This window comes from Paenibacillus sp. J22P15 (genome assembly GCF_056269345.1).
In genome coordinates, this window is record NZ_JBWDNT010000023.1 from 1 (window position 1) to 22,978 (window position 22,978).

Annotated in this window: 22 protein-coding genes, 1 rRNA gene and 2 riboswitches; all 23 genes read right to left on the minus strand. The window is 45.6% G+C overall.

The window, feature by feature from the left end:
- A 16S ribosomal RNA gene (locus AC0YN6_RS26420) occupies positions 1 to 78 on the minus strand; the annotation flags it as partial.
- Positions 79 to 399: 321 nt separating this feature from the next.
- Positions 400 to 1,209, minus strand: coding sequence for a transglutaminase-like domain-containing protein (locus AC0YN6_RS26425; RefSeq protein ID WP_475750722.1), 810 nt, complete (start codon positions 1,207 to 1,209; stop codon positions 400 to 402).
- Between the two features lie 12 nt (positions 1,210 to 1,221).
- Positions 1,222 to 1,300, minus strand: a riboswitch (cyclic di-GMP riboswitch).
- Between the two features lie 52 nt (positions 1,301 to 1,352).
- Positions 1,353 to 1,431: riboswitch (cyclic di-GMP riboswitch) on the minus strand.
- Positions 1,432 to 1,598: 167 nt separating this feature from the next.
- A complete protein-coding gene (gene lysS / locus AC0YN6_RS26430; protein ID WP_475750830.1) occupies positions 1,599 to 3,119 on the minus strand; it encodes a lysine--tRNA ligase in 1,521 nt (506 codons plus the stop codon).
- Between the two features lie 167 nt (positions 3,120 to 3,286).
- A complete protein-coding gene (gene greA / locus AC0YN6_RS26435) occupies positions 3,287 to 3,763 on the minus strand; it encodes a transcription elongation factor GreA (protein WP_475750724.1) in 477 nt (158 codons plus the stop codon).
- A gap of 302 nt (positions 3,764 to 4,065) precedes the next feature.
- On the minus strand, positions 4,066 to 5,109 hold the full coding sequence (dusB, locus tag AC0YN6_RS26440) for a tRNA dihydrouridine synthase DusB (protein WP_475750726.1): 1,044 nt from the start codon (positions 5,107 to 5,109) through the stop codon (positions 4,066 to 4,068).
- Positions 5,110 to 5,167: 58 nt separating this feature from the next.
- Positions 5,168 to 5,380, minus strand: coding sequence for a helix-turn-helix domain-containing protein (locus AC0YN6_RS26445; RefSeq protein ID WP_475750728.1), 213 nt, complete (start codon positions 5,378 to 5,380; stop codon positions 5,168 to 5,170).
- Entirely contained in the window at positions 5,332 to 5,892 is a 561-nt protein-coding gene (folK, locus tag AC0YN6_RS26450; RefSeq protein WP_475750730.1) for a 2-amino-4-hydroxy-6-hydroxymethyldihydropteridine diphosphokinase, read from the minus strand. Before folK ends, AC0YN6_RS26445 begins: the two co-directional genes overlap by 49 nt.
- Positions 5,870 to 6,256: a dihydroneopterin aldolase gene (gene folB, locus AC0YN6_RS26455; RefSeq protein ID WP_475750732.1), complete on the minus strand. Its 387-nt coding sequence runs from the start codon at positions 6,254 to 6,256 to the stop codon at positions 5,870 to 5,872. Before folB ends, folK begins: the two co-directional genes overlap by 23 nt.
- A 62-nt stretch (positions 6,257 to 6,318) precedes the next feature.
- Positions 6,319 to 7,167 (minus strand): dihydropteroate synthase, encoded by an 849-nt coding sequence (folP, locus tag AC0YN6_RS26460; RefSeq protein ID WP_475750734.1) that lies wholly within the window; start codon positions 7,165 to 7,167, stop codon positions 6,319 to 6,321.
- A gap of 45 nt (positions 7,168 to 7,212) precedes the next feature.
- Positions 7,213 to 8,106 carry an aminodeoxychorismate lyase gene (gene pabC, locus AC0YN6_RS26465; RefSeq protein ID WP_475750736.1) on the minus strand — a complete coding sequence of 298 codons (894 nt, stop codon included), beginning with the start codon at positions 8,104 to 8,106 and terminating at the stop codon, positions 7,213 to 7,215.
- The gene (pabA, locus tag AC0YN6_RS26470; protein WP_475750738.1) at positions 8,103 to 8,684 is read right to left on the minus strand and encodes an aminodeoxychorismate/anthranilate synthase component II; all 582 of its coding nucleotides are present in this window, start codon (positions 8,682 to 8,684) and stop codon (positions 8,103 to 8,105) included. Before pabA ends, pabC begins: the two co-directional genes overlap by 4 nt.
- Positions 8,681 to 10,285 (minus strand): anthranilate synthase component I family protein, encoded by a 1,605-nt coding sequence (locus AC0YN6_RS26475; protein WP_475750832.1) that lies wholly within the window; start codon positions 10,283 to 10,285, stop codon positions 8,681 to 8,683. Before AC0YN6_RS26475 ends, pabA begins: the two co-directional genes overlap by 4 nt.
- A 112-nt stretch (positions 10,286 to 10,397) precedes the next feature.
- Complete coding sequence (gene cysK / locus AC0YN6_RS26480) at positions 10,398 to 11,336, minus strand: cysteine synthase A (protein WP_475750740.1); 939 nt, start codon at positions 11,334 to 11,336, stop codon at positions 10,398 to 10,400.
- A 127-nt stretch (positions 11,337 to 11,463) separates the two neighbouring features.
- Positions 11,464 to 12,459, minus strand: coding sequence for a peptidylprolyl isomerase (locus AC0YN6_RS26485; RefSeq protein ID WP_475750742.1), 996 nt, complete (start codon positions 12,457 to 12,459; stop codon positions 11,464 to 11,466).
- 18 nt (positions 12,460 to 12,477) lie between these two features.
- Positions 12,478 to 13,386 carry an Hsp33 family molecular chaperone HslO gene (hslO, locus tag AC0YN6_RS26490; RefSeq protein ID WP_475750743.1) on the minus strand — a complete coding sequence of 303 codons (909 nt, stop codon included), beginning with the start codon at positions 13,384 to 13,386 and terminating at the stop codon, positions 12,478 to 12,480.
- Positions 13,383 to 14,156, minus strand: coding sequence for a type III pantothenate kinase (locus AC0YN6_RS26495; RefSeq protein ID WP_475750744.1), 774 nt, complete (start codon positions 14,154 to 14,156; stop codon positions 13,383 to 13,385). The genes hslO and AC0YN6_RS26495 overlap by 4 nt, the downstream gene beginning before the upstream one ends.
- Positions 14,153 to 15,037 (minus strand): carboxylating nicotinate-nucleotide diphosphorylase, encoded by an 885-nt coding sequence (gene nadC, locus AC0YN6_RS26500; RefSeq protein ID WP_475750746.1) that lies wholly within the window; start codon positions 15,035 to 15,037, stop codon positions 14,153 to 14,155. Before nadC ends, AC0YN6_RS26495 begins: the two co-directional genes overlap by 4 nt.
- Positions 15,030 to 16,643 (minus strand): L-aspartate oxidase, encoded by a 1,614-nt coding sequence (gene nadB / locus AC0YN6_RS26505; protein ID WP_475750834.1) that lies wholly within the window; start codon positions 16,641 to 16,643, stop codon positions 15,030 to 15,032. Before nadB ends, nadC begins: the two co-directional genes overlap by 8 nt.
- Before the next feature lie 32 nt (positions 16,644 to 16,675).
- Positions 16,676 to 17,614 (minus strand): quinolinate synthase NadA, encoded by a 939-nt coding sequence (gene nadA, locus AC0YN6_RS26510; protein ID WP_475750748.1) that lies wholly within the window; start codon positions 17,612 to 17,614, stop codon positions 16,676 to 16,678.
- 316 nt (positions 17,615 to 17,930) lie between these two features.
- Positions 17,931 to 18,893: an ABC transporter permease gene (locus tag AC0YN6_RS26515; protein ID WP_475750750.1), complete on the minus strand. Its 963-nt coding sequence runs from the start codon at positions 18,891 to 18,893 to the stop codon at positions 17,931 to 17,933.
- 1 nt (position 18,894) lies between these two features.
- Entirely contained in the window at positions 18,895 to 19,977 is a 1,083-nt protein-coding gene (locus AC0YN6_RS26520; RefSeq protein ID WP_475750752.1) for an ABC transporter permease, read from the minus strand.
- Positions 19,978 to 19,982: 5 nt separating this feature from the next.
- Complete coding sequence (locus tag AC0YN6_RS26525; RefSeq protein ID WP_475750754.1) at positions 19,983 to 21,524, minus strand: ABC transporter ATP-binding protein; 1,542 nt, start codon at positions 21,522 to 21,524, stop codon at positions 19,983 to 19,985.
- Between the two features lie 163 nt (positions 21,525 to 21,687).
- Positions 21,688 to 22,743 carry a BMP family lipoprotein gene (locus AC0YN6_RS26530; RefSeq protein WP_475750756.1) on the minus strand — a complete coding sequence of 352 codons (1,056 nt, stop codon included), beginning with the start codon at positions 22,741 to 22,743 and terminating at the stop codon, positions 21,688 to 21,690.
- Between the last annotated feature and the right edge of the window lie 235 nt (positions 22,744 to 22,978).

A 22,978-nucleotide genomic window follows, 5' to 3' on the forward strand; every position in this document is an offset into this window, starting at 1 on the left:
TCATCAACTCCGCTCGACTTGCATGTATTAGGCACGCCGCCAGCGTTCGTCCTGAGCCAGGATCAAACTCTCCAAATTGGTGTTTGACTTGCTCATTACTTTTTTATCGCTATTTCTCACGATTCGTTTGAATCGTAAGGGCAGTTATTACTCGTTGTTCAGTTTTCAAAGAACAATTCATTCTTTCGTGTCATCCGCGTTTGTCTCAGCGGCGACAAGAAATAATATATCATAGGCAGCAATAGTAGCGCAAGTGTTTTTTTCAAAAAAACGCTAAAAACTTTTTAAGTGACGGTTATCCCTTGTTTTGATGGTATAGAAGCTATATTCGAATTCTATCTATATTGAAGCAAGACATAAAAAAACGAGCTATACGATTTAACGCAAGCTCGTTGTTCCTTAGTAATACTTTGTTGCTTTATAGTTTGCTGCATCCTTGATAAGCTCATACTTTTTGTTACCCTTCTTGAAGCCCGCATCGACCGTTGGATCAATCGTAACCCATTTGTCATCCAAGTAAACTTCATTCCATGCATGATAAACATCGACGTAAGACGACTGCCCCATCACTAGCTTAGTGGGAATATCAACGCTGCGGAGCATTGCTGCAAACAATGAAGCGTATCCGTAGCAAATATCTTTTTTGGTTTTAAATGTACGATCGATATTCGGGAGGTAATCTACGGGCAGATTAGCAGCCAATTGGTTATCATAATCAACATTTGTAATGATGTAGTTATAGATTGCTTTTACTTTCTCGCTATCGGTCTTTTTATTTTTTGTTAATTCCTTTGCTTTGACGATTGCACTGCTTGTAGTCGACCATTCAATGTTTTGAATTGAATTTAAATATAGAACTTTATTATCCTTCAACTTGAGTGTAACGAGTTGTTTCTTCACCAGCTTGTATTTGTTGCCCGATGTATTCTCTAACAATGAAATCGTATATTGACCATTACCAAGTTGTAACGGGAACTGCTCCCTAGCTTTCCCGGCAGTTAAGTTGTAGGTGTATTTGGATGAGCCTTTAACAATCATAAGCTTTGTTTTCACTTTAGCCTTCACTGCGTATTGTACGGAGACAACACCGTTATCCAGATTATCTGTATTCAGCCATTCAGAAGCTTTCTCATTACTCGCTTGAACGACAGTTACATTAATGGATGCGAAAAGAACAAAAGCTGTGATTAGTAATATAAACTTGCGCATAAACAAACTCCCTTCGGTAGCTGGCTGCCATCTTACGGAAGGCCCTATAGCTTTGCGTCCCTACCTTTCGATAGGTTTGCCGTTATCGTGTGAAGCGCTACAAGATGTTATCTCCTCTATAAAACAAAAAAAAAGCCTGTCCATTCGGTAGCTGGCTGCCATCTTACGGAAGGCCCTTTAGCTTTGCGTCCCTACCTTTCGATAGGTTTGCCGTTGTCGTGCTTAGCTTTATTAGTTCTATTTTATCATATGAATCTATCGAATCAATAGAAAAGCTGTGAGTAAAAATCGTATTTTGGCAGTTTTTGAAGATTGCTGCTGCAAAGGCTCATCGCAAAAAAAAAAGAACCGCTAGCGGCTACATGCCGTGCGGTTCTTTAGATTTACTCTTATTCAGCTGAACGTTGGTCTCTCATATGAGGGAACAACAGCACATCACGGATAGAAGGAGCATCAGTTAGCAGCATGATCAAACGGTCAATGCCGATTCCTAGTCCGCCAGTCGGCGGCATGCCGTATTCAAGAGCACGAATAAAGTCCTCATCCATACCATGCGCTTCATCGTTGCCCTGCTCTCGCTCAAGAAGCTGTGACTCGAATCGTTCACGCTGATCAATCGGGTCGTTAAGCTCCGTAAATGCATTTGCATGCTCACGAGCTACGATAAATAGCTCAAAACGATCTGTGAAGCGCGGATCTGCATCGCTTTTCTTAGCAAGCGGCGAGATCGCAACAGGATGGCCGGTAACGAAAGTCGGTTGAATAAGCGTATGCTCTCCGAACTGTTCAAAGAATGCGTTAAGAATATGACCAAACGTCATATGAGGATCAACAGCAACTTTATGCTCTTTCGCCAAACGATGAGCTTCTTCGTCACTCATCTCCACACCGAAATCAACACCTGTCGTTTCTTTAACAAGATCGACCATAGAAACCCGACGCCACTGCGGAGTCAAATCAATTTCTTGACCTTGATAAGTAATCTTCGTTGTGCCGAGAACCTCTTGCGCGATATGCGCAATAACATTTTCAGTCAATTCCATAATATCCTTGTAGTCAGCATATGCCTCATACAGTTCAATCATCGTAAATTCCGGATTGTGACGAGTAGAAATACCCTCATTCCGGTATACGCGGCCAATCTCATATACTTTCTCTAGTCCGCCTACAATTAATCGCTTCAAATGAAGCTCGATTGCGATACGCATATAGAGCTGCATGTCGAGAGCATTATGATGCGTCTCGAACGGACGAGCTGCCGCACCGCCTGCAATCGAATGTAAGGTCGGCGTTTCTACTTCTAGATACCCGCGGGAATCCAGATAGCGACGCATGGATTGAATGATTTTTGAACGAGTGATAAAGGTTTGTTGTACATCAGGATTTACGATAAGGTCAACATAACGCTGACGATAACGAAGCTCTACGTCCTTCAAACCATGATATTTATCAGGCAATGGAAGAAGCGACTTCGTCAAAACTTCGATATCCTTTGCTTTGACTGATACTTCGCCTGTATTTGTTTTGAATACAACACCCTGTACGCCAATAATATCACCAATATCAAGCATGTCGAAAGCAGCGAATTTATGCTCTTCAACGGTATCTTTACGAACATAGATTTGAACCTTGCCGCTCAAATCCTGAATTGTAGCAAAGCCCGCTTTACCCATACCGCGCTTCTGCATAATCCGGCCTGCAATACTCACTTCTACCGCTTGACCTTCTATTTCCTCTTTGCTAAGCCCTTCATAGGCTTGTACGATATCTTTGGCGTTAGTACTGCGTTCGAACCTACGGCCGAAAGGATCCACCCCTAGCCCTCGAAGCTCATCCAATTTGTTTCTGCGAATTTGCAAGAGCTCACTTAACTCCTGCTGCTCATTGTTTTCTTGTTCCACTTCTTTCATCTCCTTGATCGTTCGGCGAACATAAGCGGATGTCACCGGATTCTTGCAGCAAATCTCGTTTCACGAAAAAATATAAGCCCTGTATCGACGTTTAATATACGTTCTTATATATTAAACGTTCAAAAAGCTTCCCACAAGGAAGCTTTTTGAACCGCATATAGCAAACCTTATTTTTTGATATCGAGAATTTTGTATTGAATAATGCCGACCGGTACACTTACTTCGACAACTGTACCTTTTTTCTTGCCTAGAATCGCTTTGCCAACCGGGCTTTCATTTGAAATCTTGTTTTGCAAAGGATCGGCTTCCGCTGTACCTACAATGGAATAATCCACAGTGTCGCCATACTCCATATCTTCAACCGTTACGATCGAACCGATGCTCACGGTATCAATATCAATATCATCGTTATTTATAATACGCGCATTTCGCAACATCTTTTCAAGGGTAAGAACACGGCCTTCGATAAAGGCTTGCTCATTCTTTGCATCTTCATACTCCGAGTTTTCACTTATATCGCCATAGCCAATTGCTATTTTAATACGTTCAGCAACCTCACGACGTTTGACCGACTTTAGGTTCTCTAATTCATCTTCGAGCTTGCGAAGCCCTTCTTGAGTCAGAATGATTTGCTTATCGTTCATCTTTCCGATTCTCCTGTCATGTGACTAATTTTTCATACCTTGTATGAATTCACTGATACCTAATATATTACGCTTCTTATTACTCATACCAACTGTTGTTGAAGCGCTCTTGATGTGCTTGTTAGATTATATTGCACGATTATATTGCAAAGTTACCCTTAATGTCAATCGCAGCCAGCCGACCCATTGAAACCGTTTCATTTCCGAAAAGTAGCGCAGAAGCCGCATGATAGCGGCTTTTGTCGAAAGTTGTCGATTGACTTGATATATGGTGTAACTCACATAACCGATCGATTTGAATATTAGTATGCGACCTCTTGTGTTGAATCGGTTGCTCCACTTGCTGTTCCGTGAATGGACTGGAAATCTACATCCTCTTCAAGTGCACGCACGTAGTTTTCCAAAATTGCTACCATTGGATCACGACCGGTCTCTTCCATAATAACGTCCTTCACACGAGCACCGCCCGGAAGCCCCTTCAAGTACCAAGCCAAGTGCTTACGCATCTCGCGAACTGCAACTGCCTCGTTCTTCAGCGCCACTAACCGATCCAAGTGCAAAATAGCTACATCGATTTTCTCGCGTGGTGTGGGATCATTGAGCAGCTCACCGTTCGTCAAATATTGAATCGTCCGGTAAAGCATCCATGGGTTGCCCAGCGCTCCGCGTCCGATCATAACACCGTCGCAGCCCGTATGATCGAGCAAACGTTTTGCATCCTCTGGTGAGAAAACGTCACCATTGCCAATTACGGGAATAGATACCGCTTCTTTAACTTCCTTTATAATGTCCCAATTGGCCTTGCCTGTATACAATTGCTCACGTGTACGTCCATGCACACTAACGGCTTTGCCGCCTGCGCGTTCGACAGCACGTGCATTCTCAACTGCATAAATATGCTGATCATCCCAACCTATACGCATTTTTACCGTTACAGGCTTCTGAACTGCATCAACAACCGCTGACACCATTTCATAAATCTTGTTCGGATCGAGCAGCCAACGCGCACCTGCATCACACTTTGTTACCTTCGGAACAGGACAGCCCATGTTGATGTCGATAATATCCGCATTGGTCTGCTTATCAACGACCTTCGCCGCCTCGACCAGCGACTCACGGTCACCGCCGAATATTTGAAGGCTAAGCGGCTTCTCGCGCTCATCTACGAAAAGCATTTCAAGCGTTCTTTTGTTCCCATGCAAGATCGCCTTGTCACTTACCATCTCTGCACATACAAGGCCTGTTCCAAACTCTTTGGCAATTAATCGAAAAGCCGGGTTGCACACGCCTGCCATCGGCGCTAGCACCACTTTGTTCTTCATCTCGATGTCTCCGATTTTCAGCATGTCGCCCCTTGCTCCTCTCTTCATTGTTTATTGTTCATGTATTGTATCGTAAACATCACTATTCACGATTATCAGACATTAATTCTTCATAGCTGATTCCTAATGTATTAGCGATATGGTTTAAAAGTTTCGTATCTGTCTTTCTCGTTCCTCGCTCTAATGAACCAAGAACAGCTACCGATACACCAAGCTCCTTGGCCAGCTCCTGCTGAGTATAGCCCTTCAGCTTTCGAAAAGCTCTGACGCGCTGCGCCAATTGATTGTTTTCCATAATGTAATGCCTTCCTTTCCATCCAGAAGCGCTGCTTCAGATACTGCTCTTATCTCGGCCTGCAGCCGATGCGATTGATTAATAACATCGTGCAGCGGCACAAGCACGAACGACCGCTCCATCATACGCGGATGCGGCAAAGTCAGTTCCTCTTGATCCATTCTGACATTATCATATAGGAGCAAATCGAGGTCAATGGTTCTCGGTCCCCAACGTATTTGTCGAACTCTCCCTAGCTGCTGCTCGAAATCGAGAAGCTGACGCAGGAGCATTAGCGGGGATAGCGTTGTTTGTACTGCCAATGCCATATTGATAAAAGGTGGCTGATCCGTATAGCCTACCGGATCGGTCTCATACATGCCGGATATTTTGTTTACTACGATGTCCGGATGTGCATCTATGAGGTTAATCGCCGCCAGCAGTATCTGCTCACGGTTTCCCATGTTTGAACCTAATGCTATATATGCCTCTGCCTGTGTCTGTGCACCCTCATGCGGGAATTGTTCGTCCATCAGTGTCCCGCTTTCTACGCATTTCTACCGTTACTCCGTCAAAATGGATATCGAACGGAGGGTTCGGCTTCGTTACTCGAACCGTTACTTCATGTACCATAGTATAAACTTCCAAAACTTGCGATGCAATGTGACCCGTTAAAGCCTCGATCAGCTTAAAAGGCGGGCCTTCGACAATCGTTTTGGTGAGAGCGTGAATTTCTGCATAATTAACAGTAGCATTCAAATCATCCGTTAACGCAGCCCGCTCCAAATCCATGCTCAATTCAACATCTACGTAATATTTCTGACCTAGCTTATTCTCTTCGGGAAATACGCCGTGATAACCGTAAAACCGCATTCCTTTAATCATCATCTTATCCATTATAGTCACTCTCCTAACGATGCAGCATATCTAAAAATAGAGAATTCTATTTAGGTGCTGAATTAATTACGATATAGTATGGCGTCCGTCATAAGCGCAGTTCGTTTGATCGCACGCACATCGTGCACACGCACAACTTGACAGCCATGCGCAATACCGAGTGTAACGGTCGCTGCCGTTCCCTCAACTAGCTCTTCAACAGGCAAATTGAGCGTCTGCTTAATAAATCGTTTGCGCGAGGTGCCAAGCAGCACGGGATAACCGAGCGCATGCAGCTCGGATAGACGGCCAAGCAACTCCAAGTTGTCTTCGTAGGTTTTGGCAAAGCCAATACCAGGGTCAAGCCAAATCCGATCATCTGCGATGCCTGCTGTACGTGCGATGCTGACACTTCCTTGCAAATCAGCAAGCACATCTGGGACAAAATCATTGTAGTCTCTAGCATGGCGATTGTGATTGATAATGACAGGGCAGTCATACTCAGCCACAACCGCGGCCATGTTCGGGTCACCTTTTAGACCCCATATATCATTGATGATATGTGCACCAGCCTCTAGCGCTTGGCGTGCGGTCTCCGCTTTATACGTATCAATAGATAAAGGAATATTCGGCAGCGCTTTGCTAACTGCCTGAATAACAGGAATGATACGCTGCAGTTCTTCCTCCACTCCCACCGGTTCAAAGCCGGGACGTGTAGATTCCCCGCCAATATCAATGATGTCAGCACCTTCCTCTACCATTGCAATCGCACGAGCAAGAGCTGTATCCACATTTGTGTAGCGTCCGCCGTCAGAGAAAGAATCAGGAGTCGCATTCAAGATGCCCATAATTAAAGTGCGATGACCTAACTCAAGCTTGGCCCCACTGCTAAACTCATATTTTCTCTTATAGAAATTTGGTTGTTGATCCACTGTAAGACCACCATCCTTCTTCATAATGTTTCTTGATCACATAGCCTATTTCATCTGTACATCACTGTCAGCTAACGTAGTTTGCCGGTATAGCGAGAGTAATTGCTTCGTAACAATTCCGGCTTGACCATCACTGATCACAGTACTTTCCCCGTTAATATCCGTTAATGTGGTGACAGGCACAAGCTCCTGAATCGAATTAGTCAACCAAATCTCATCTGCAGCTTGAAACCTTTCAAAGCTGTAAAGTCCCTCTTCCGTCCGATAGCCCGCACTTTCTGCAAGCTCAAGAACCCGCTCTCGTGTAATGCCTGGCAGTATACCTGTTGCCAGATTAGGTGTATATATAACGTCATCCCTAACAAAAAACACATTGCTAACGATGCCCTCTGCCAACCAGCCCTCCTGGCTAAGCATAAGACCCTCGGCACCGGGAGATGCACTGCTGGCCAGCAGCTCCCGCTTGGCAATAATATTGTTCATATAATGGAGAGACTTAAAGCGAACATCGCCTTCAGGCGTATTTCGCCTAGTCTGCAATAGCCGCAGCTCCCGTCCGCGCATATGAACCGCATCATTAGCCGGCGGCAAAGCCTTTACAAGCATTAACACATTAGGCTGCTCATAATCGCCCGTCGGCAATCCTAGCTCTGCTTCCCCAGCCGTGACGGTCATTCGTACATAACCATCCTTAAGACCGTTTACCTCCAACAGCTCATTTACCAAGGCACATTCTTGCTCCAAATTAACTTGAAACCGAATGCCAAGCTGATCACAGCCTGTGCAAAGTCGATTCATATGTCGCTCCAATAAATAAGGTTTCCTATCGTAGGTACGGAAAGTTTCGAATAAACCCATACCGTACAAAAAACCGTGATCATAAACTGAGATCACGGCTTCACTCGCATCCATTACGGAGCCGTTTAGTCCGACTTTCATCGCACTGCGCCTGTCCGATTTTGCAAGAAATTACGAAGCATCGTCAAACCATGCTCCGTTATAATGGACTCAGGGTGAAATTGCACCCCTTCAATCGCGTATTCCTTATGACGCAGACCCATAATTTCGCCTTCGTCCGTCTCCGCAGTAATTTCCAAGCAATCCGGCAGCGTTTCACGGCGCACAATGAGAGAATGGTAACGTGTAGCCGTAAATGGAGACGGCATGCCTTCGAAAACTGATTTTCCTTGATGGTGAATTGCAGACGTTTTGCCATGCATCAACTTCTCCGCACGCACTACTTCGCCCCCAAAAGCTTGTCCAATGGATTGATGTCCTAAACAAACACCAAAAATCGGAATTGCACCTTTAAAACGCTCAATAAGCGCTAGACTAATACCCGCTTCATTAGGTGAACACGGGCCTGGTGAAATTAATATATGATCAGGCGCTAATGCTTCAATTCCCGCCAAATCAATTTCGTCATTGCGTTTTACGATAATATCTTCCCCAAGCTCACCCAAATACTGCACTAGATTGTACGTAAAAGAATCATAATTATCGATTACCAGTATCATGTTATGGCTCCCCCTTTATCCGTTTCGGCTGCCAAATCGACCGCGGCAAACCGTTCGCTGTATTGAATGGCTTTCCATAGCGCCTTCGCCTTGTTTAGTGATTCCTTGTATTCTCGCTCTGGTTCAGAATCGATAACGATACCCGCTCCCGCTTGAATATGAACCAAACCGTCCTGCAGCACCATTGTTCTAATAATAATATTAAATTCCATATCACCGTTGTAGTCAATCCAACCAAGCGATCCTGTATAAGGTCCTCGGCGTATCGGTTCAAGCTCCTCAATAATTTCCATGGTGCGAATTTTTGGAGCGCCAGTAATCGTCCCGCCCGGGAACTTAGCTGAAATGACATCATAAGCATCCTTGCCGCTTGCTAGTTGACCCTCCACCTGCGATACGAGGTGCATCACATGCGAGTACTGTTCAATCACCATGAGCTCTTCAACTTTAACCGTACCATAAGCGGAAATACGACCGAGATCGTTCCGCTCCAAATCAACGAGCATAATATGCTCCGCCCGTTCCTTCTCATTCGAGAGAAGCTCATCTGCGAACCGTTGATCCTCTTCCTCTGTTCGGCCACGTCTTCGTGTACCTGCAATTGGCCTTGCTGTGAGCTTGTTATCGTGAAGTTCAACCAAAAGCTCTGGCGATGCAGATACAAGCTGAAAGTCAGGACACTTTAGAAAACCCATATACGGAGAAGGATTTACGAGTCTAATCCATTCATAGAGTTCTTCCGGTGCGGCTGTGATCGTCTTACTCTGACGTACAGACAAATTCACTTGAAATACGTCACCCTGCTCAATATATCTTTGAATGCTGCGGACGGCTTCCATATAGGCCTGCTTCGAGAAAGGCGTTGTAATGCCAGGAATCGATTCAACATCTATATGCAGCAAATCATCTTCCAATAAACGCTGTCTTTTTACTTGAAGCGTCACTGCCTTCGCTTTGACACGCTCTTCATCAAACCAGGTTAACCAATAATCGGTCATCCCTTCCGCTCTAGAACATGCACGCTCGTAAGCAAATCGCAGCGCTTGTTCATCCGCATCTTGATCTACTCTCGTATGTACCGCACAGTAAACCTTCGATTGTACGTGATCGATAATCCAAATCTCATTCATTTGCATAAATAAGTAGTCTGGAATACTCCGATTATCCTCGGCTATAACTGGTAATCGTTCAATAGACCGTATAACATCATAGCCCCAGAAGCCCACACATCCGCCTATCCATTTCGGACTATCTTCAAGCCTAGGCCCGCGCTGCCCGCTCATCCACTCCCTCACAACCTCAAGGGGCTTCCCTTCCCAGCTGCGTTTGCTTTGCTCCTCCAGCGAATGAAACTCTATTGACTCTGCATGCAGCCCTTTTCCGCGTATGATACCATCAGGATGTAATCCTAAATAGGTATAACGTCCATCCTTACCGCTCTCTAGAACAAACGCATGCGGCGAAGCATCCTGCCATACTTCTTCCCAAGATGTAATGCTTGCCCGATTTCCGAACTCAAAGGGCAATTCTTTAACTAGTGGCAGCGTCGTATATTTTCGTTCGGCGTGCCACCGAGTCCACAGCTCTATTGCGGTGACCATCACCTTCAACCCCCGATTACTTAACTTATTTTGCTCAGTATACAGAATAGATTAGTAAAAAGAAAGCCTTCCATTCCGGGGAATGAAAGGCGTTCAATATAGACAGTAAAAATTAGTTTTCGAAGTTGAATAGCGGTGTGGAAAGGTAGCGTTCGCCGTTACTTGGAACAATCGCAACAACACGCTTGCCTGCGCCAAGCTCTTTCGCAACTTGTAGTGCTGCATAAATCGCTGCACCCGAAGAAATACCACAAAGAATACCTTCTTCTTTCGCTGCGCGTCGAGCGTATTCAAACGCATCTTCGTTTTCAATTGTAATTACAGCATCATAGATGTCACGGTTCAAAATATCAGGAACGAAGTTAGCGCCGATACCTTGAATTTTGTGTGCGCCTGGTTTACCGCCAGAGAGGATCGGTGAAGCAGCAGGCTCAACCGCGTAAATTTTGATGCCATCGAAGTTTTGCTTAAGTACTTCACCTGTACCGGAAATCGTACCGCCTGTACCGATACCAGCAACGAATGCATCCAATTTACCGTCAAGCGAATTGATCGCTTCAACAATTTCAGGACCTGTCGTTTCACGGTGAACCTTTACGTTAGCTTGGTTTTTGAATTGTTGCGGCAAGAAGTAGTTAGAGTTCTCAGCTGCAAGCTCTTCTGCTTTGCGAACTGCGCCGTTCATACCCTCGGAACCCGGAGTAAGTACAAGCTCTGCACCATAAGCGCGAAGCAAGTTGCGACGCTCGACACTCATCGTTTCAGGCATTACAAGAATAGCCTTGTAGCCTTTCGCTGCTGCTACGAGTGCTAGTCCAATTCCTGTATTTCCGCTAGTAGGCTCAATAATAGTATCGCCTGGTTTTATAATGCCCTCTTGCTCAGCTACCTCAACCATACTAATTGCAATACGGTCTTTTACACTTGCACCTGGATTTTGGTACTCAAGTTTCACATAAACTTCTGCGCTGCCTTCCGGCACGAGACGGTTTAAACGAACAAGCGGAGTGTCACCGATAAGATCTAGAACGCTTTGCACAATTTTGGCCATGGAAATAACTGCCTCCTTATTCCGACTAATTCAGTTGGTATTTTCACTAATTACATCTTAACAATCTCTTGCATCCGTTGTCAATAGTGACTTTCTCACTCCACTGAAAACGCAATACGAAGCGAAGCTATTCTGTTTTCACAGCATCATATTTATTCAGCAGCTCATCCTCAACTTTTGTCAATGAGTCAGCGCGCTCTAGTGCCAGCTGCTTGCGCACCGTATCATACAGTCTAGTTTCAGTTGTGTTCGATGTCATTTGGCGTTCAATGAGACGAATAACCGCATAACCTCCATCGACCTTAATCGGACCTGCAATTTCAGCTATCTGCAAGCCGATAGCTGTATCCATCATTTCACGATTATAAAAAGGATCATCCGCATCAAGTAAACCAAGGTCGCCGCCTATATCCGCCGTGAAGGAATCAACAGAATATTCGCGAGCCATCGCAGCGAAATCCTCACCGTCCGCTAATAGTCCCATTACCGATTCGGCTTCCTTTTTCGTTTCCGTCATGATCCATTGCAGATGCAGCTGTACTTTCGCATCAAACTCCTCGGGGTGATCAGCGATGTAGCGATCAACCTCTTCATCTGAGACAGGAATGCTGCGAATAATAATTTTCTCAAGCAGCAGGCGGTAATGCAGCTCTTCAAGCACCTGCTCTTTGCTCATGCCTAGCTGCTCCTGCATGACCTCATAAAACCGTTCTTCGCTATCGTAGCCTTCCACCATTTTATCAAGTTCACGGCTTTGCTCCTCAGGCAGTACGCTAAGCTCGGAAGCTGCTGCTTCTAAATCAATCGCTTTGTGAACCATTAATGCTCTTAGAACGGCTTCTCCGTACTGTGAATGGAGCTCCGCTTGTAAATCAGCTAACGTAATGGTTTCCGTGCCTACCTTAGCGATAACGCGCTGCCCATCTTTTGCATTCGAGGAATCAACGGTTGGCGTTTGGCCTGGCTTGCTCGTTTCAGCCGTCTCTTCCTCACTGCCAACACTCGTTTGCGGCCGAGGCTGCTCGTGTCCTGGCCACACCTTTATGACTACGACCACCGATAATACCACCATACATACGGCTTGAAGGATGACCACTGCCTTCAGCACCTCGTATTTCCTCATTGCCCTAATGCCTCCAATTTATTGGATCGGCTTTGGTTTCGCTTGATCAAGCAGCAGCTTTAGCTGCGCCCGCTCAAATGTATACGCTTCGTTGCAAAATTGGCAGACGACTTCCGCTTTTCCATCTTCATCAATAATTTGTTGCAGCTCGTGCTCACCTAAGCTTAAAAGTGTTTGTTCTACGCGTTCCGAGGAACAGAAGCATTGGAACTTTAATTCCATTGTATCGTGAATCTGAAGCTCATTGTCACCAACAATTCTACGCAATAGCCCTTCAGGGGACTCTCCCTGATCAAGCAAGGTCGTCACTGGCGGCATCAATGCCAGCGCTTGCTCCAGCCTTGTAATTTCATCATCTGTTAATCCAGGCATTAACTGAACAATAAACCCGCCAGCATGCAGCACCGAGTTATCCGTATCAACTAATACACCAAGACCTACCGCTGAAGGTGTCTGCTCCGACACAGCGAAGTAGTATGTGAAATCCTCACCCAGCTCACCCGATACAATCGGAACACTTCCGCGGTAAGGCTCCTTCATCCCTAAATCCTTTGTAATATGAAGATAGCCGCTGCGTCCAACGCCACCGGCTACATCCAACTTGCCATGTTCGTTGCTTGGTAAGTGGACCTCAGGATGATCAACGTATCCGCGTAATTCTCCATCCGCATTAGCATCAACGACGATCTGACCGATAGGCCCGTCACCTTTAACCTGAATCGTCAGCTTCTCTTGCCCTTTCAGCATGGCCCCCATAATAGCGCCAGCTGTTAATGTACGTCCTAGAGCTGCTGTAGCTGTTGGATATGTACCATGTCTTTGACGAAGTTCTTCTACAAGCTGAGTCGTGCGAGCTGCGAACACTCGTATTTTGCCGTTCCATGCCGTCCCTCGCACCAGCACGTCCTTCAGCTGATTATTCATCATAATCCCTCCTGATTTCTTTCATATATAATTCTTAAACCTTCAAGTGTCAGCAGCGGATCAACCTCTTCTATCGTTTCCGATTCTGCAGCGATTAACTCAGCCAAGCCGCCGGTCGCAATAACACGAGGATTGACGCCGAACTCTGCGCGAATACGTTTAACAATACCGTCTACCTGTCCCGCATATCCAAAAATAATGCCTGCCTGCATCGACGTCACAGGATTGCGGCCAATGACGCTCTTCGGCTTCACAAGCTCTATACGCGGCAGCTTAGCGGCGCGCTGATAAAGCGCCTCGGTCGAAATACCGATTCCCGGCACAATAGCTCCGCCCAAGTAGTTGCCGCCTTCATCGATATAATCGAAAGTCGTCGCCGTTCCAAAATCAACAACAATAAGCGGTGAACCGTATTTTACGATACCCGCTACCGAATTGACGATCCGATCAGCTCCGACCTCGCGCGGATTTTCATAACGAATGTTTAAGCCGGTTTTGACACCCGGCCCTACGACTAGAGGAACTTTGCGCAAATATTTTAGACACAGCTGCTCTAACGTCCTCATCAAAGGAGGCACAACCGATGAAATAATGACGCCTTCCATCTGATCGAGCTTCACACCTGCATAATGAAATAGATTGTGAATGTTAATGCCGTATTCATCTACTGTCGCTGAACGATTCGTACTCAGGCGCCAATGATGCAGCAACTCTTTCCCCTTGTATATGCCAAGCACAATATTCGTATTCCCAACATCAATGACGAGGATCATAGCGATTCCCCACCCTTCTTCTCATTCAAATCCAAGCTAATATCGAGCGCATGGAATGAATAGGTCAATCCACCTACAGAGATGACATCAACGCCGCATGCCGCAATGCCATTGACCGTTTCTAATGATACGCCGCCGGATGCTTCTACGATGACATGAGGAGAAGTTCCTTTAATTCGAGCGACGCACTCCTTCATCATGTCTGCGGACATATTGTCCAGCATAATAATATCTGCTCCGCAAGCCAGTGCCTCGTCCACTTGCTCTAAAGATTCTGTCTCCACTTCAATTTTCATTGTGTGTGGAATTTTACGACGCGCAGCTTCAACCGCCGCACGAATACCGCCGGAACCTTTGATATGGTTGTCCTTAATCATGACTGCATCGTACAAACCAAAACGATGATTAGCCCCGCCGCCTACCCGTACTGCATATTTCTCCAGCATACGGTGTCCTGGAGTCGTTTTGCGAGTATCTACAAGTCGAACCGGCAGCCCCTCGAGCGCATCAATGAAAGAACGCGTCTTGGTCGCAATGCCAGACAACCTTTGCATTAAGTTAAGCGCTAGTCGCTCACCAATAAGCAGGCTGTGCGTACTGCCCTCTACCGTTGCAATTATAGTGCCCTTATTTACATGTTCTCCGTCCTGTACCTTGGAATCGAATACAAGCGATGAATCTACAACCTCAAATACAAGCCTCGCAATCGGAAGCCCTGCAATAATTCCGCTCTCTTTGACGTGAATAACAGCCTTTGAACGTGAATCCCTAGGAATCGTCGTCTCCGTCGTTATATCGCCGCTGCCTATATCCTCCGCAAGCCAGCCGCGAATTTGCTCACGTACTGCTACATCATACCCGCCTGCCGTCCATTCAAACATTTTCTATTCGCTCCTCCGTCAATCCATATAGACGGTGTATCACCGTATGCTTTTTCCACATTACATCATCGCGTACCGGGAAATCCTCTCGGAAATGCGCACCACGGCTTTCCTCTCGCGAGAGTGCTGCTTCCGTGGTCAACAGCGCGCAGGTGAGCAGATTAGCAAATTCATATTCCTCGCGCTCAGTCAGAACGGATTGATAGATCGGCAGCTGCCGCTTCAATTCCTCAAGACCCTTCGAAAGGCCATTCGCATCGCGGCGCAAGCCTGCATAACGCACCATAATTTTTTGCAGCTTAAGACGTCTTTCCACGACAGCCTGAATGGCAGTACTGCTTCGTTCTACTTCATTATTAATAACAGGCTCAATTGAAATATCTGGAAGTTCATCGATTCGCTTTACAATTCTTCTGCCAAATACAATCGCCTCAGAGAGTGAATTGCTTGCCAATCGGTTTGCGCCGTGCACTCCTGTTGAGGATACTTCACCGCAAGCGAATAAACGCTTTATATTCGTTTCCCCATTTAGGTCGGTTTTCACTCCGCCCATCATATAATGCATGGCCGGCGCTACCGGAATCCAGTCCGAGGTTAAGTCGAGACCGTATTTCAAACAGTATTCATATATAGTAGGAAAACGATGCTTAACCATTTCCGCTGATTCATGCGTAATATCAATATAAACAAAGGTCGACTTCGTCTCTTCCATTTCACTGACGATCGCCCTAGCAACGACATCCCGAGGTGCAAGTTCAAGCTGCTCGTGATACCGTTCCATGAAACGTTCTCCTTTAATATTACGAAGATACGCCCCTTCTCCACGTACGGCTTCTGAAATTAGAAACCTTGGTGCACCCGGGTAACAAAGCGAGGTTGGATGGAATTGAATAAACTCCACATCCTGAATGTACGCACCTGCGCGATAAGCCATCGCTATGCCGTCTCCTGTTGCAACCTCTGGATTAGTAGTATAGCGATATAATTGACCAGCTCCGCCCGAACTCAAAATAACAGCCTTGCCCTTAACGAACAAGCGCTGTCCACTCGGCTTCTGTACGATTACACCGCAGCATTCGCCATCCTGTGTCACCAAATCAATAACGAAATGATCATCCCAAACCTCTATTCCAGGATTAGCAATTGCCGTTTCGGACAAAGCCCGAACGATCTCGAAGCCCGTAGCATCCCCATTGGCATGCAAAATACGCCGCTGACTGTGCGCGCCTTCCTTCGTAAGCGCAAATTCGCCATTCTCCAAATCAAATTGTGTACCCATCTTGATCAATCTGCGGACACCTTTGGGTCCCTCATGAACGAGTACATCAACGGCTTCCTCCGAGCACAAGCCGGCGCCCGCTACAAGCGTATCCTGTAGATGGTAAGCAGGCGAATCCTCATCCGAAATAACCGCAGCGATTCCACCTTGCGCATAACGCGTGTTGCTGTCGAGCAGCGATTTTTTCGTAATCATGAGGACAGAGTTGTTTTCGCTAGCTCGTATAGCTGTAAAAAGACCGGCAATGCCGGCCCCGATTACAATTACATCTTTTTCAATAACAGGCAGCTCATCTAGCTGCACATCGACTAAATATCTAGGAATCATCATGGCTCCTCCAAGCGTAGAAGCAGCGCATACTACTTCACGAGTAGCATGCGCTCCAAGGATAAACGGGCTTGATCTGCAACATGAGGCGGTACATAAATTTGAGGCTGCATTGTTTCCAAACATTTCACAAGCTTCTTCAAATTATTCACCTTCATATTAGGACAAACCAAATATTTAGATGCAAAATGAAAAGTTTTACCCGGGCTGTCTAGACGAAGCTGGTATCCAGTACCGTCTTCTGTACCCACAATAAACTCTTGGCACTCTGATTCTTTGCAATGTTTAATGATAGCGGTAGTACTGCCTACAAAATCGCCAAGCTCAACAACTTCAGGACGGCATTCCGGATGCACGACGAATTGAGCATTAGGATATTTTGCTTTCATTTCTTCTACGTCTTTAACCGTCAGCATGTCATGCGTGTTGCAGTAACCTTCCCAGATAATCATTTTCTTATCTGTGTTTTGCTGTACGTAATGACCTAGGTTTTTGTCCGGTACCCAGATAATCTCGTCGCCCTCTACCGAGTTAACAACCTTAACCGCATTTGCCGACGTACAGCAAATATCAGTCTCCGCTTTAATTTCTGCAGATGAGTTAATGTAAGTAACAACTTTAGCATTCGGATGTTGTGCTTTAAGTTTGCGCAAACCATCCACGCTTACCATATCAGCCATCGGACAGCCCGCACGCTCATCTGGAATGATAACTGTTTTATTTGGTGCCAAAATCTTCGCGCTCTCACCCATAAAATGAACACCGCAAAAAACGATAACATCGGCGTCTGTTTGTGCAGCCTTCTGCGCAAGCAGGAAGGAATCTCCACGGAAATCAGCTACCTCTTGAATTTCATCACGTTGATAATAATGAGCTAGAATAATAGCGTTTCTTTCTTTCTTTAACTGTAACAACCGTTCCCGCAGCTCACGGTTTTGCTCCGCTTTGCGTTCCAGTGCCAGTGCTTCCACAGTGGATCCTCTCCTCTTATGAGGGATGGGTATTACCCATTCCGTTATACGGCAAGCACAACTTTGTGAATTGATGCACAAACTTAGAAAGTCGCTTACCTATAGTTTAAACCAAAAGGGATAAATTCATTTGATTAAGTTTTAATTTACACGCGGTAGATGCTACTGTCAATGCGTTAATGACCTTTTTATCGCTGCAATTTAAAATTAATTATTTTGATAGCCGTATCACCCTAACATTCACCAAAAATGAGCCTTTTTTTGCAAACCAACAAAAAAAGTGTCTCCCTCCATAATGGAAAGAGACACTTTCAGACTATCGCTTCGCGGGATCGTAAGGTTGTCCGAGCGCTGCTGGAGCATTTGAACGACCGACAGCACCTGCCAAAACGATTAATGTCAGTACGTACGGAAGCATATAGAAAAACTCGACTGGAATGTGCTGCGAGAATTCAAACCGCGTTGCAAAGCTTCGTAGTGCTTGTGCGAAACCGAAGAACATCGCTGCTCCAACGACTCCAAGCGGATTCCATTTACCAAATATCAGAGCCGCAAGCGCAATAAACCCTTGCCCCGATATCGTATTATGTGCAAAGCTGCTTGTCGTTGTCAGTGTAATCGTCGCACCGCCAAGACCAGCAAGCGCTCCGCTGAGCAATACACCAATGTAACGATATTTCGTTACGCTTATTCCAACCGTATCTGCAGAACTCGGATGCTCCCCTACCGCACGGAGGCGTAAGCCAAACGGGGTGTGGAATATGACGAAATAGCTGATAACCGCGATCGCAAGAACAATATACGTTGTTGGATATGCCGTGAAGATCCCTTTTCCGAGCAATGGAATATCCGATAGATAAGGAATTTTCCATTTCTGAAATACGTTTTCTAACAGCGGCGTTTGTCCCGATCCGTCATATAGGCTTTTCGTTAGGTAGAGCGACAGACCGAGCGCCAAAATATTAATAACAACGCCTACTACGGTTTGGTCTGCCCGAAACGTTATGGTTGATATAGCATGCAGCAGCGCGAATAATACGCCATATAACGCTGCAGCTACAAATCCAATCCACGGCGAAGCATTTCCAAGCCCTGCTTGTATCGCATAGTCCGTTGCAACCGCCGCGGCGAATGCCCCTGATACCATCAAGCCTTCCAGCCCTATGTTAACAACACCAGAGCGCTCAGAATACATCCCGCCAAGAGCTGTGAAAATGAGAGCGGTGGAGAACACGAGCGTTGTATTCATAAGTTGTCCAATGATATCTAGCACGTTCATATTACAACGCCTCCTTCCGCTTGCTGGCACGTTTATTTAGAAAAGGTTTGAGGATCCACTTCACCAATCCGTGCGAAGCAACGAAGAATATAACGGCGCCTATTACGATGCGCACAACTTCAGGAGGAACACCCGCGCCAAAGCTCATACCTGCTGATCCGTAGCTTAGTCCTCCGAATAGGATTGCGCCAAGGAATATACCGATCGGCGTATTTCCACCAAGCAGTGCTACGGCGATCCCATCGAATCCATATCCAGGGGAAGCAGCCATAACTGTTTGCGTACCGAAAACACCTAAAATTTCAAATACGCCGCCTAGACCAGCAAATGCTCCGCTTATAAACATCGACTTAACCATCGTTACGTTAACATTCATACCCGCATATAAAGCTGCATCTGGATTATGTCCAACTGCACGCAGCTCATAACCTTGTTTCGTGCGCCATAGCACAATATAAAACACAACAATACAAAGGAGCGCTACGATCGTTCCCCAGTGCATACGAGCGTTGTCAGTCAATTTAATAAGCCAGTCAATTTTCACCATAGCTGATTCATGAACCGGCATCGATCTTTGCTGACCTTCCTCAACAAGAAACTTTGCAACGATAAAGTTGGATAAAAATAATGCAATCCAATTTAACATGATCGCTGAAATTACTTCGTTTACTCCGCGCTTCGCTTTCAAATAACCAGCGATACCCGCCCATACTCCTCCAAAAACAGCACCAGTAACAATAGCAAGAGGAGCATGAATGTACCAAGGCAGATCAAGCAGCACGCCTATAATCGTCGCACCAGTCATTCCCATGACAAACTGTCCTTCTACACCGATATTGAAGAGACCCGTTCGGAACGCAAAGGAAACGGCTATACCCGTAAATATGAGCGGTGTAATCGCCCGAATCGCTTCTCCTACGTTATAAGGAGTGCTAAACAGCTTTTCAAGTAAAGAGGAGTACGCCAAAATCGGATTGTACCCTCCAGCAAGCATTGCAATGGCACCTACTAGAAAGCCAAATATAATCGCTACCAAAGGAACAAGGATAGACGATTTATTAAATAACTTTTTCAACATTTCCATATACGCTATCCTCTCCCCCCTGACGGAGCGGCAGACTGATTGCCAGCCATCATTAGTCCTAGCTGCTGGTCATCTCTACGCTCAGCGTCAACCTCGCCCATGAGCTTGCCTTCATACATGACAGCAATGCGATCAGACAATGCATACAGTTCATCCAGCTCAAAGGAAACGAGTAAAATAGCTTTTCCTTCGTTACGAGCTTGTACTAACCGCTTATGCACAAATTCAATCGCACCGATATCAAGGCCCCGTGTCGGCTGAACAGCAATGAGCAAGTCTGGGTCCTTATTCAGCTCCCGTGCAATAATAGCCTTCTGCTGGTTGCCTCCAGACAGCGCTCGTGCATGCGTATGAATGCCTGATGAACGAACATCAAACTCGTTTACAAGTTTATCTGCCAGCTTATCCATCGCGTTGTAATCAATAATCATGGAGCGTCCGAACTCCGGATCAAAGTAAGTATTTAAAATCATATTTTCACTAACCGAAAACTCAAGCACTAATCCGTGCTTATGTCGATCCTCAGGTATATGCCCTACTCCTGCAACTGATACTTGGCGCGGAGAATGATTAGTCATATCCTTCCCATTCAGCTTAATGTTGCCGCTATCGACCTTGCGCATGCCTGTTATCGCGTAAATGAGCTCGCTTTGGCCATTGCCATCAACTCCGGCTATCCCATAAATCTCTCCTGCCCGAATGCTGAAGCTGGTGCCATCCAGAACATTTTTTCCTTGCTCACCCTTCATCTGAAGACCATCAACAGTTAAAATGACTTCACCCGGCTCACGCTTTGACTTCTTCACTTCGAAGGACACGTCTCTTCCTACCATCAACTCTGCAAGCTGTTGTTCATTCGTGTCTTCGGTGTTAACTGTATTGATCACCTTCCCGCGTCGAATCACGGTTACAGCATCTGCAAGGGCCATAACTTCTTTCAGTTTATGTGTAATAATAATGATCGACTTTCCTTCGGCAGCTAGGTTGCGAATGATCTCAATGAGCTCTTCTATTTCCTGTACCGTCAGAACGGCAGTCGGCTCATCAAAAATAACGATTTCCGCACCGCGGTATAACGTTTTCAGAATTTCCACACGCTGCTGCATGCCTACCGTAATATCTTTAATCCGCGCTTGAGGATCTACTTTGAGACCATAACGTTCGGATATCGACCGAACCTTCTCATTAGCGAGCTTATAGTCGATTTTCAGTCCTTTGACAGGCTCATTGCCAAGTACAATATTTTCGGTAACTGTAAAAGGCTGCACAAGCTTAAAATGCTGATGCACCATCCCAATGCCAAGATCTATCGCCTTAGCAGCGCCATCAATAACGGTCTTCTCACCATTAACCCAAATTTCACCCTCATCCGGCTGATATAAACCGAATACAATATTCATTAAAGTCGATTTCCCCGCACCATTCTCACCAAGAAGCGCGTGAATCTGGCCCTTTTTCAATTCGAAATTTATCGAATCATTGGCTACTAACCCTGGAAAACGTTTTGTAATTCCCTTTAACTGTACAGCTGCCTTGCTCCGGTCCATTCCTCATCATCTCCCCGGTTTTCTACCGCCTTAAATACTTGAAACGTTTTTATAGCATACATGCTTTCCTGCCTTTAAAAAGAACAAAGACCGGCCGAAGCCGGTCATATCTGACTCATGAACAAACGAACCTCAATCAAAGGATACCATTGAATGGAGAAAACTATGCAGTAGGCACCTTAATTTCACCGCTAATGATTTTTTCTTTGTATTTTTCAACTTCGGCAAGTACATCAGCTGGAACGTTTTTAACAGAAGTTTCTGGCAAACCTACAGCGTTATCCTTCAAACCAAGCTCTTGTACCGTTCCGCCAGCCCAGTTGCCAGCGATCATATCTTTGGATACTTTATGAACCGCAGCTTCTACGCCCTTCATCATGGACGTAAGTGTAATGTCATCACCGAACTCAAGCGATTGGTCTTTATCTACGCCGATAACCCAAACGTCCTCACCAGCGTTCTTACGAACTTTACCTTCATTGAACACACCGTTACCTGATGCTCCTGCAGCGTGGAAAATAATATCTACGCCTGAATCGTACATCGTAGCAGCAGCCAATTTGCCCAGATCCGGTTTAGTGAACTCACCTGCATAGTCGATTACGACTTTTACATCCGGCTTAACAGCAGCGACACCCGCTTTAAAGCCTGCCGCGAACTTTTGGATAACTGGAAGCTCCATACCGCCAATAAAACCAACTTTATCTGTTTTTGTCATCAAGCCCGCAACAACACCAACTAGAAAGGCACCTTCATGCTCAGCGAAAGTAATCGAAGCCACGTTAGGGCCTTCAATTACACTGTCAATGACAGCCAGCTTAGCATTCGGATTTTCTTTAGCTACTTTAGGCAATGCTTCATCAAACAAGAAACCAATACCCCAAGTGAGGTCATATCCGTCTTTAACGAAGCTATTTAGGTTCGGCTCCATATCAGCGTCGCCTTTACTTTCCAAAAACTTCGTTTCTGCGCCTGTCTCAGCCTGAAGTTTCTGTAGAGCTTCCCATGCGCTTTGATTAAAGGATTTATCGTGAACTCCGCCACTGTCAGTAACCATACCGATTTTCATGCCCTTGCCAGTACCATCCGATTCGACAGCAGCACCGCCATTTTTGTCTGTGCTCGTGCCACCCTCGTTATTTTTGTTTGCTCCGCAAGCCGACAACACTAGTGTCAACGCGATCATCATAACGAGCATAAAGCTGAATGTCTTTTTCATGTGTGTTCTCTCCCCGCTTTATTCTGGATGTAGTATACAACTCATTTACCTTCTTATTCTTACTTTTATTGCCCACTATTATTTAATTATAGTTACAAAAAAATAAACGTCAATAATTTATGTTAAGTTAAATAACACGTTTCCACCATAATAGACTCTATGTAACATTTATGTAATATTTGACCAATATACTCATTGTTTACATGTGAGTATTTATGTTGAATTATTCAGAATA

Excerpts from the sequence above, each read along its gene's own strand:
- AC0YN6_RS26425 (WP_475750722.1), bottom strand. The coding sequence starts at position 1,209 with ATGCGCAAGTTTATATTACTAATCACAGCTTTTGTTCTTTTCGCATCC.
- lysS (WP_475750830.1), bottom strand. The coding sequence starts at position 3,119 with ATGAAAGAAGTGGAACAAGAAAACAATGAGCAGCAGGAGTTAAGTGAG.
- greA (WP_475750724.1), bottom strand. The coding sequence starts at position 3,763 with ATGAACGATAAGCAAATCATTCTGACTCAAGAAGGGCTTCGCAAGCTC.
- dusB (WP_475750726.1), bottom strand. The coding sequence starts at position 5,109 with ATGCTGAAAATCGGAGACATCGAGATGAAGAACAAAGTGGTGCTAGCG.
- AC0YN6_RS26445 (WP_475750728.1), bottom strand. The coding sequence starts at position 5,380 with ATGGAAAACAATCAATTGGCGCAGCGCGTCAGAGCTTTTCGAAAGCTG.
- folK (WP_475750730.1), bottom strand. The coding sequence starts at position 5,892 with ATGGACGAACAATTCCCGCATGAGGGTGCACAGACACAGGCAGAGGCA.
- folB (WP_475750732.1), bottom strand. The coding sequence starts at position 6,256 with ATGGATAAGATGATGATTAAAGGAATGCGGTTTTACGGTTATCACGGC.
- pabC (WP_475750736.1), bottom strand. The coding sequence starts at position 8,106 with ATGAAAGTCGGACTAAACGGCTCCGTAATGGATGCGAGTGAAGCCGTG.
- pabA (WP_475750738.1), bottom strand. The coding sequence starts at position 8,684 with ATGATACTGGTAATCGATAATTATGATTCTTTTACGTACAATCTAGTG.
- AC0YN6_RS26475 (WP_475750832.1), bottom strand. The coding sequence starts at position 10,285 with ATGGTCACCGCAATAGAGCTGTGGACTCGGTGGCACGCCGAACGAAAA.
- cysK (WP_475750740.1), bottom strand. The coding sequence starts at position 11,336 with ATGGCCAAAATTGTGCAAAGCGTTCTAGATCTTATCGGTGACACTCCG.
- AC0YN6_RS26485 (WP_475750742.1), bottom strand. The coding sequence starts at position 12,459 with ATGAGGAAATACGAGGTGCTGAAGGCAGTGGTCATCCTTCAAGCCGTA.
- hslO (WP_475750743.1), bottom strand. The coding sequence starts at position 13,386 with ATGATGAATAATCAGCTGAAGGACGTGCTGGTGCGAGGGACGGCATGG.
- AC0YN6_RS26495 (WP_475750744.1), bottom strand. The coding sequence starts at position 14,156 with ATGATCCTCGTCATTGATGTTGGGAATACGAATATTGTGCTTGGCATA.
- nadC (WP_475750746.1), bottom strand. The coding sequence starts at position 15,037 with ATGTTTGAATGGACGGCAGGCGGGTATGATGTAGCAGTACGTGAGCAA.
- nadB (WP_475750834.1), bottom strand. The coding sequence starts at position 16,643 with ATGATTCCTAGATATTTAGTCGATGTGCAGCTAGATGAGCTGCCTGTT.
- AC0YN6_RS26515 (WP_475750750.1), bottom strand. The coding sequence starts at position 18,893 with ATGAACGTGCTAGATATCATTGGACAACTTATGAATACAACGCTCGTG.
- AC0YN6_RS26520 (WP_475750752.1), bottom strand. The coding sequence starts at position 19,977 with ATGGAAATGTTGAAAAAGTTATTTAATAAATCGTCTATCCTTGTTCCT.
- AC0YN6_RS26525 (WP_475750754.1), bottom strand. The coding sequence starts at position 21,524 with ATGGACCGGAGCAAGGCAGCTGTACAGTTAAAGGGAATTACAAAACGT.
- AC0YN6_RS26530 (WP_475750756.1), bottom strand. The coding sequence starts at position 22,743 with ATGAAAAAGACATTCAGCTTTATGCTCGTTATGATGATCGCGTTGACA.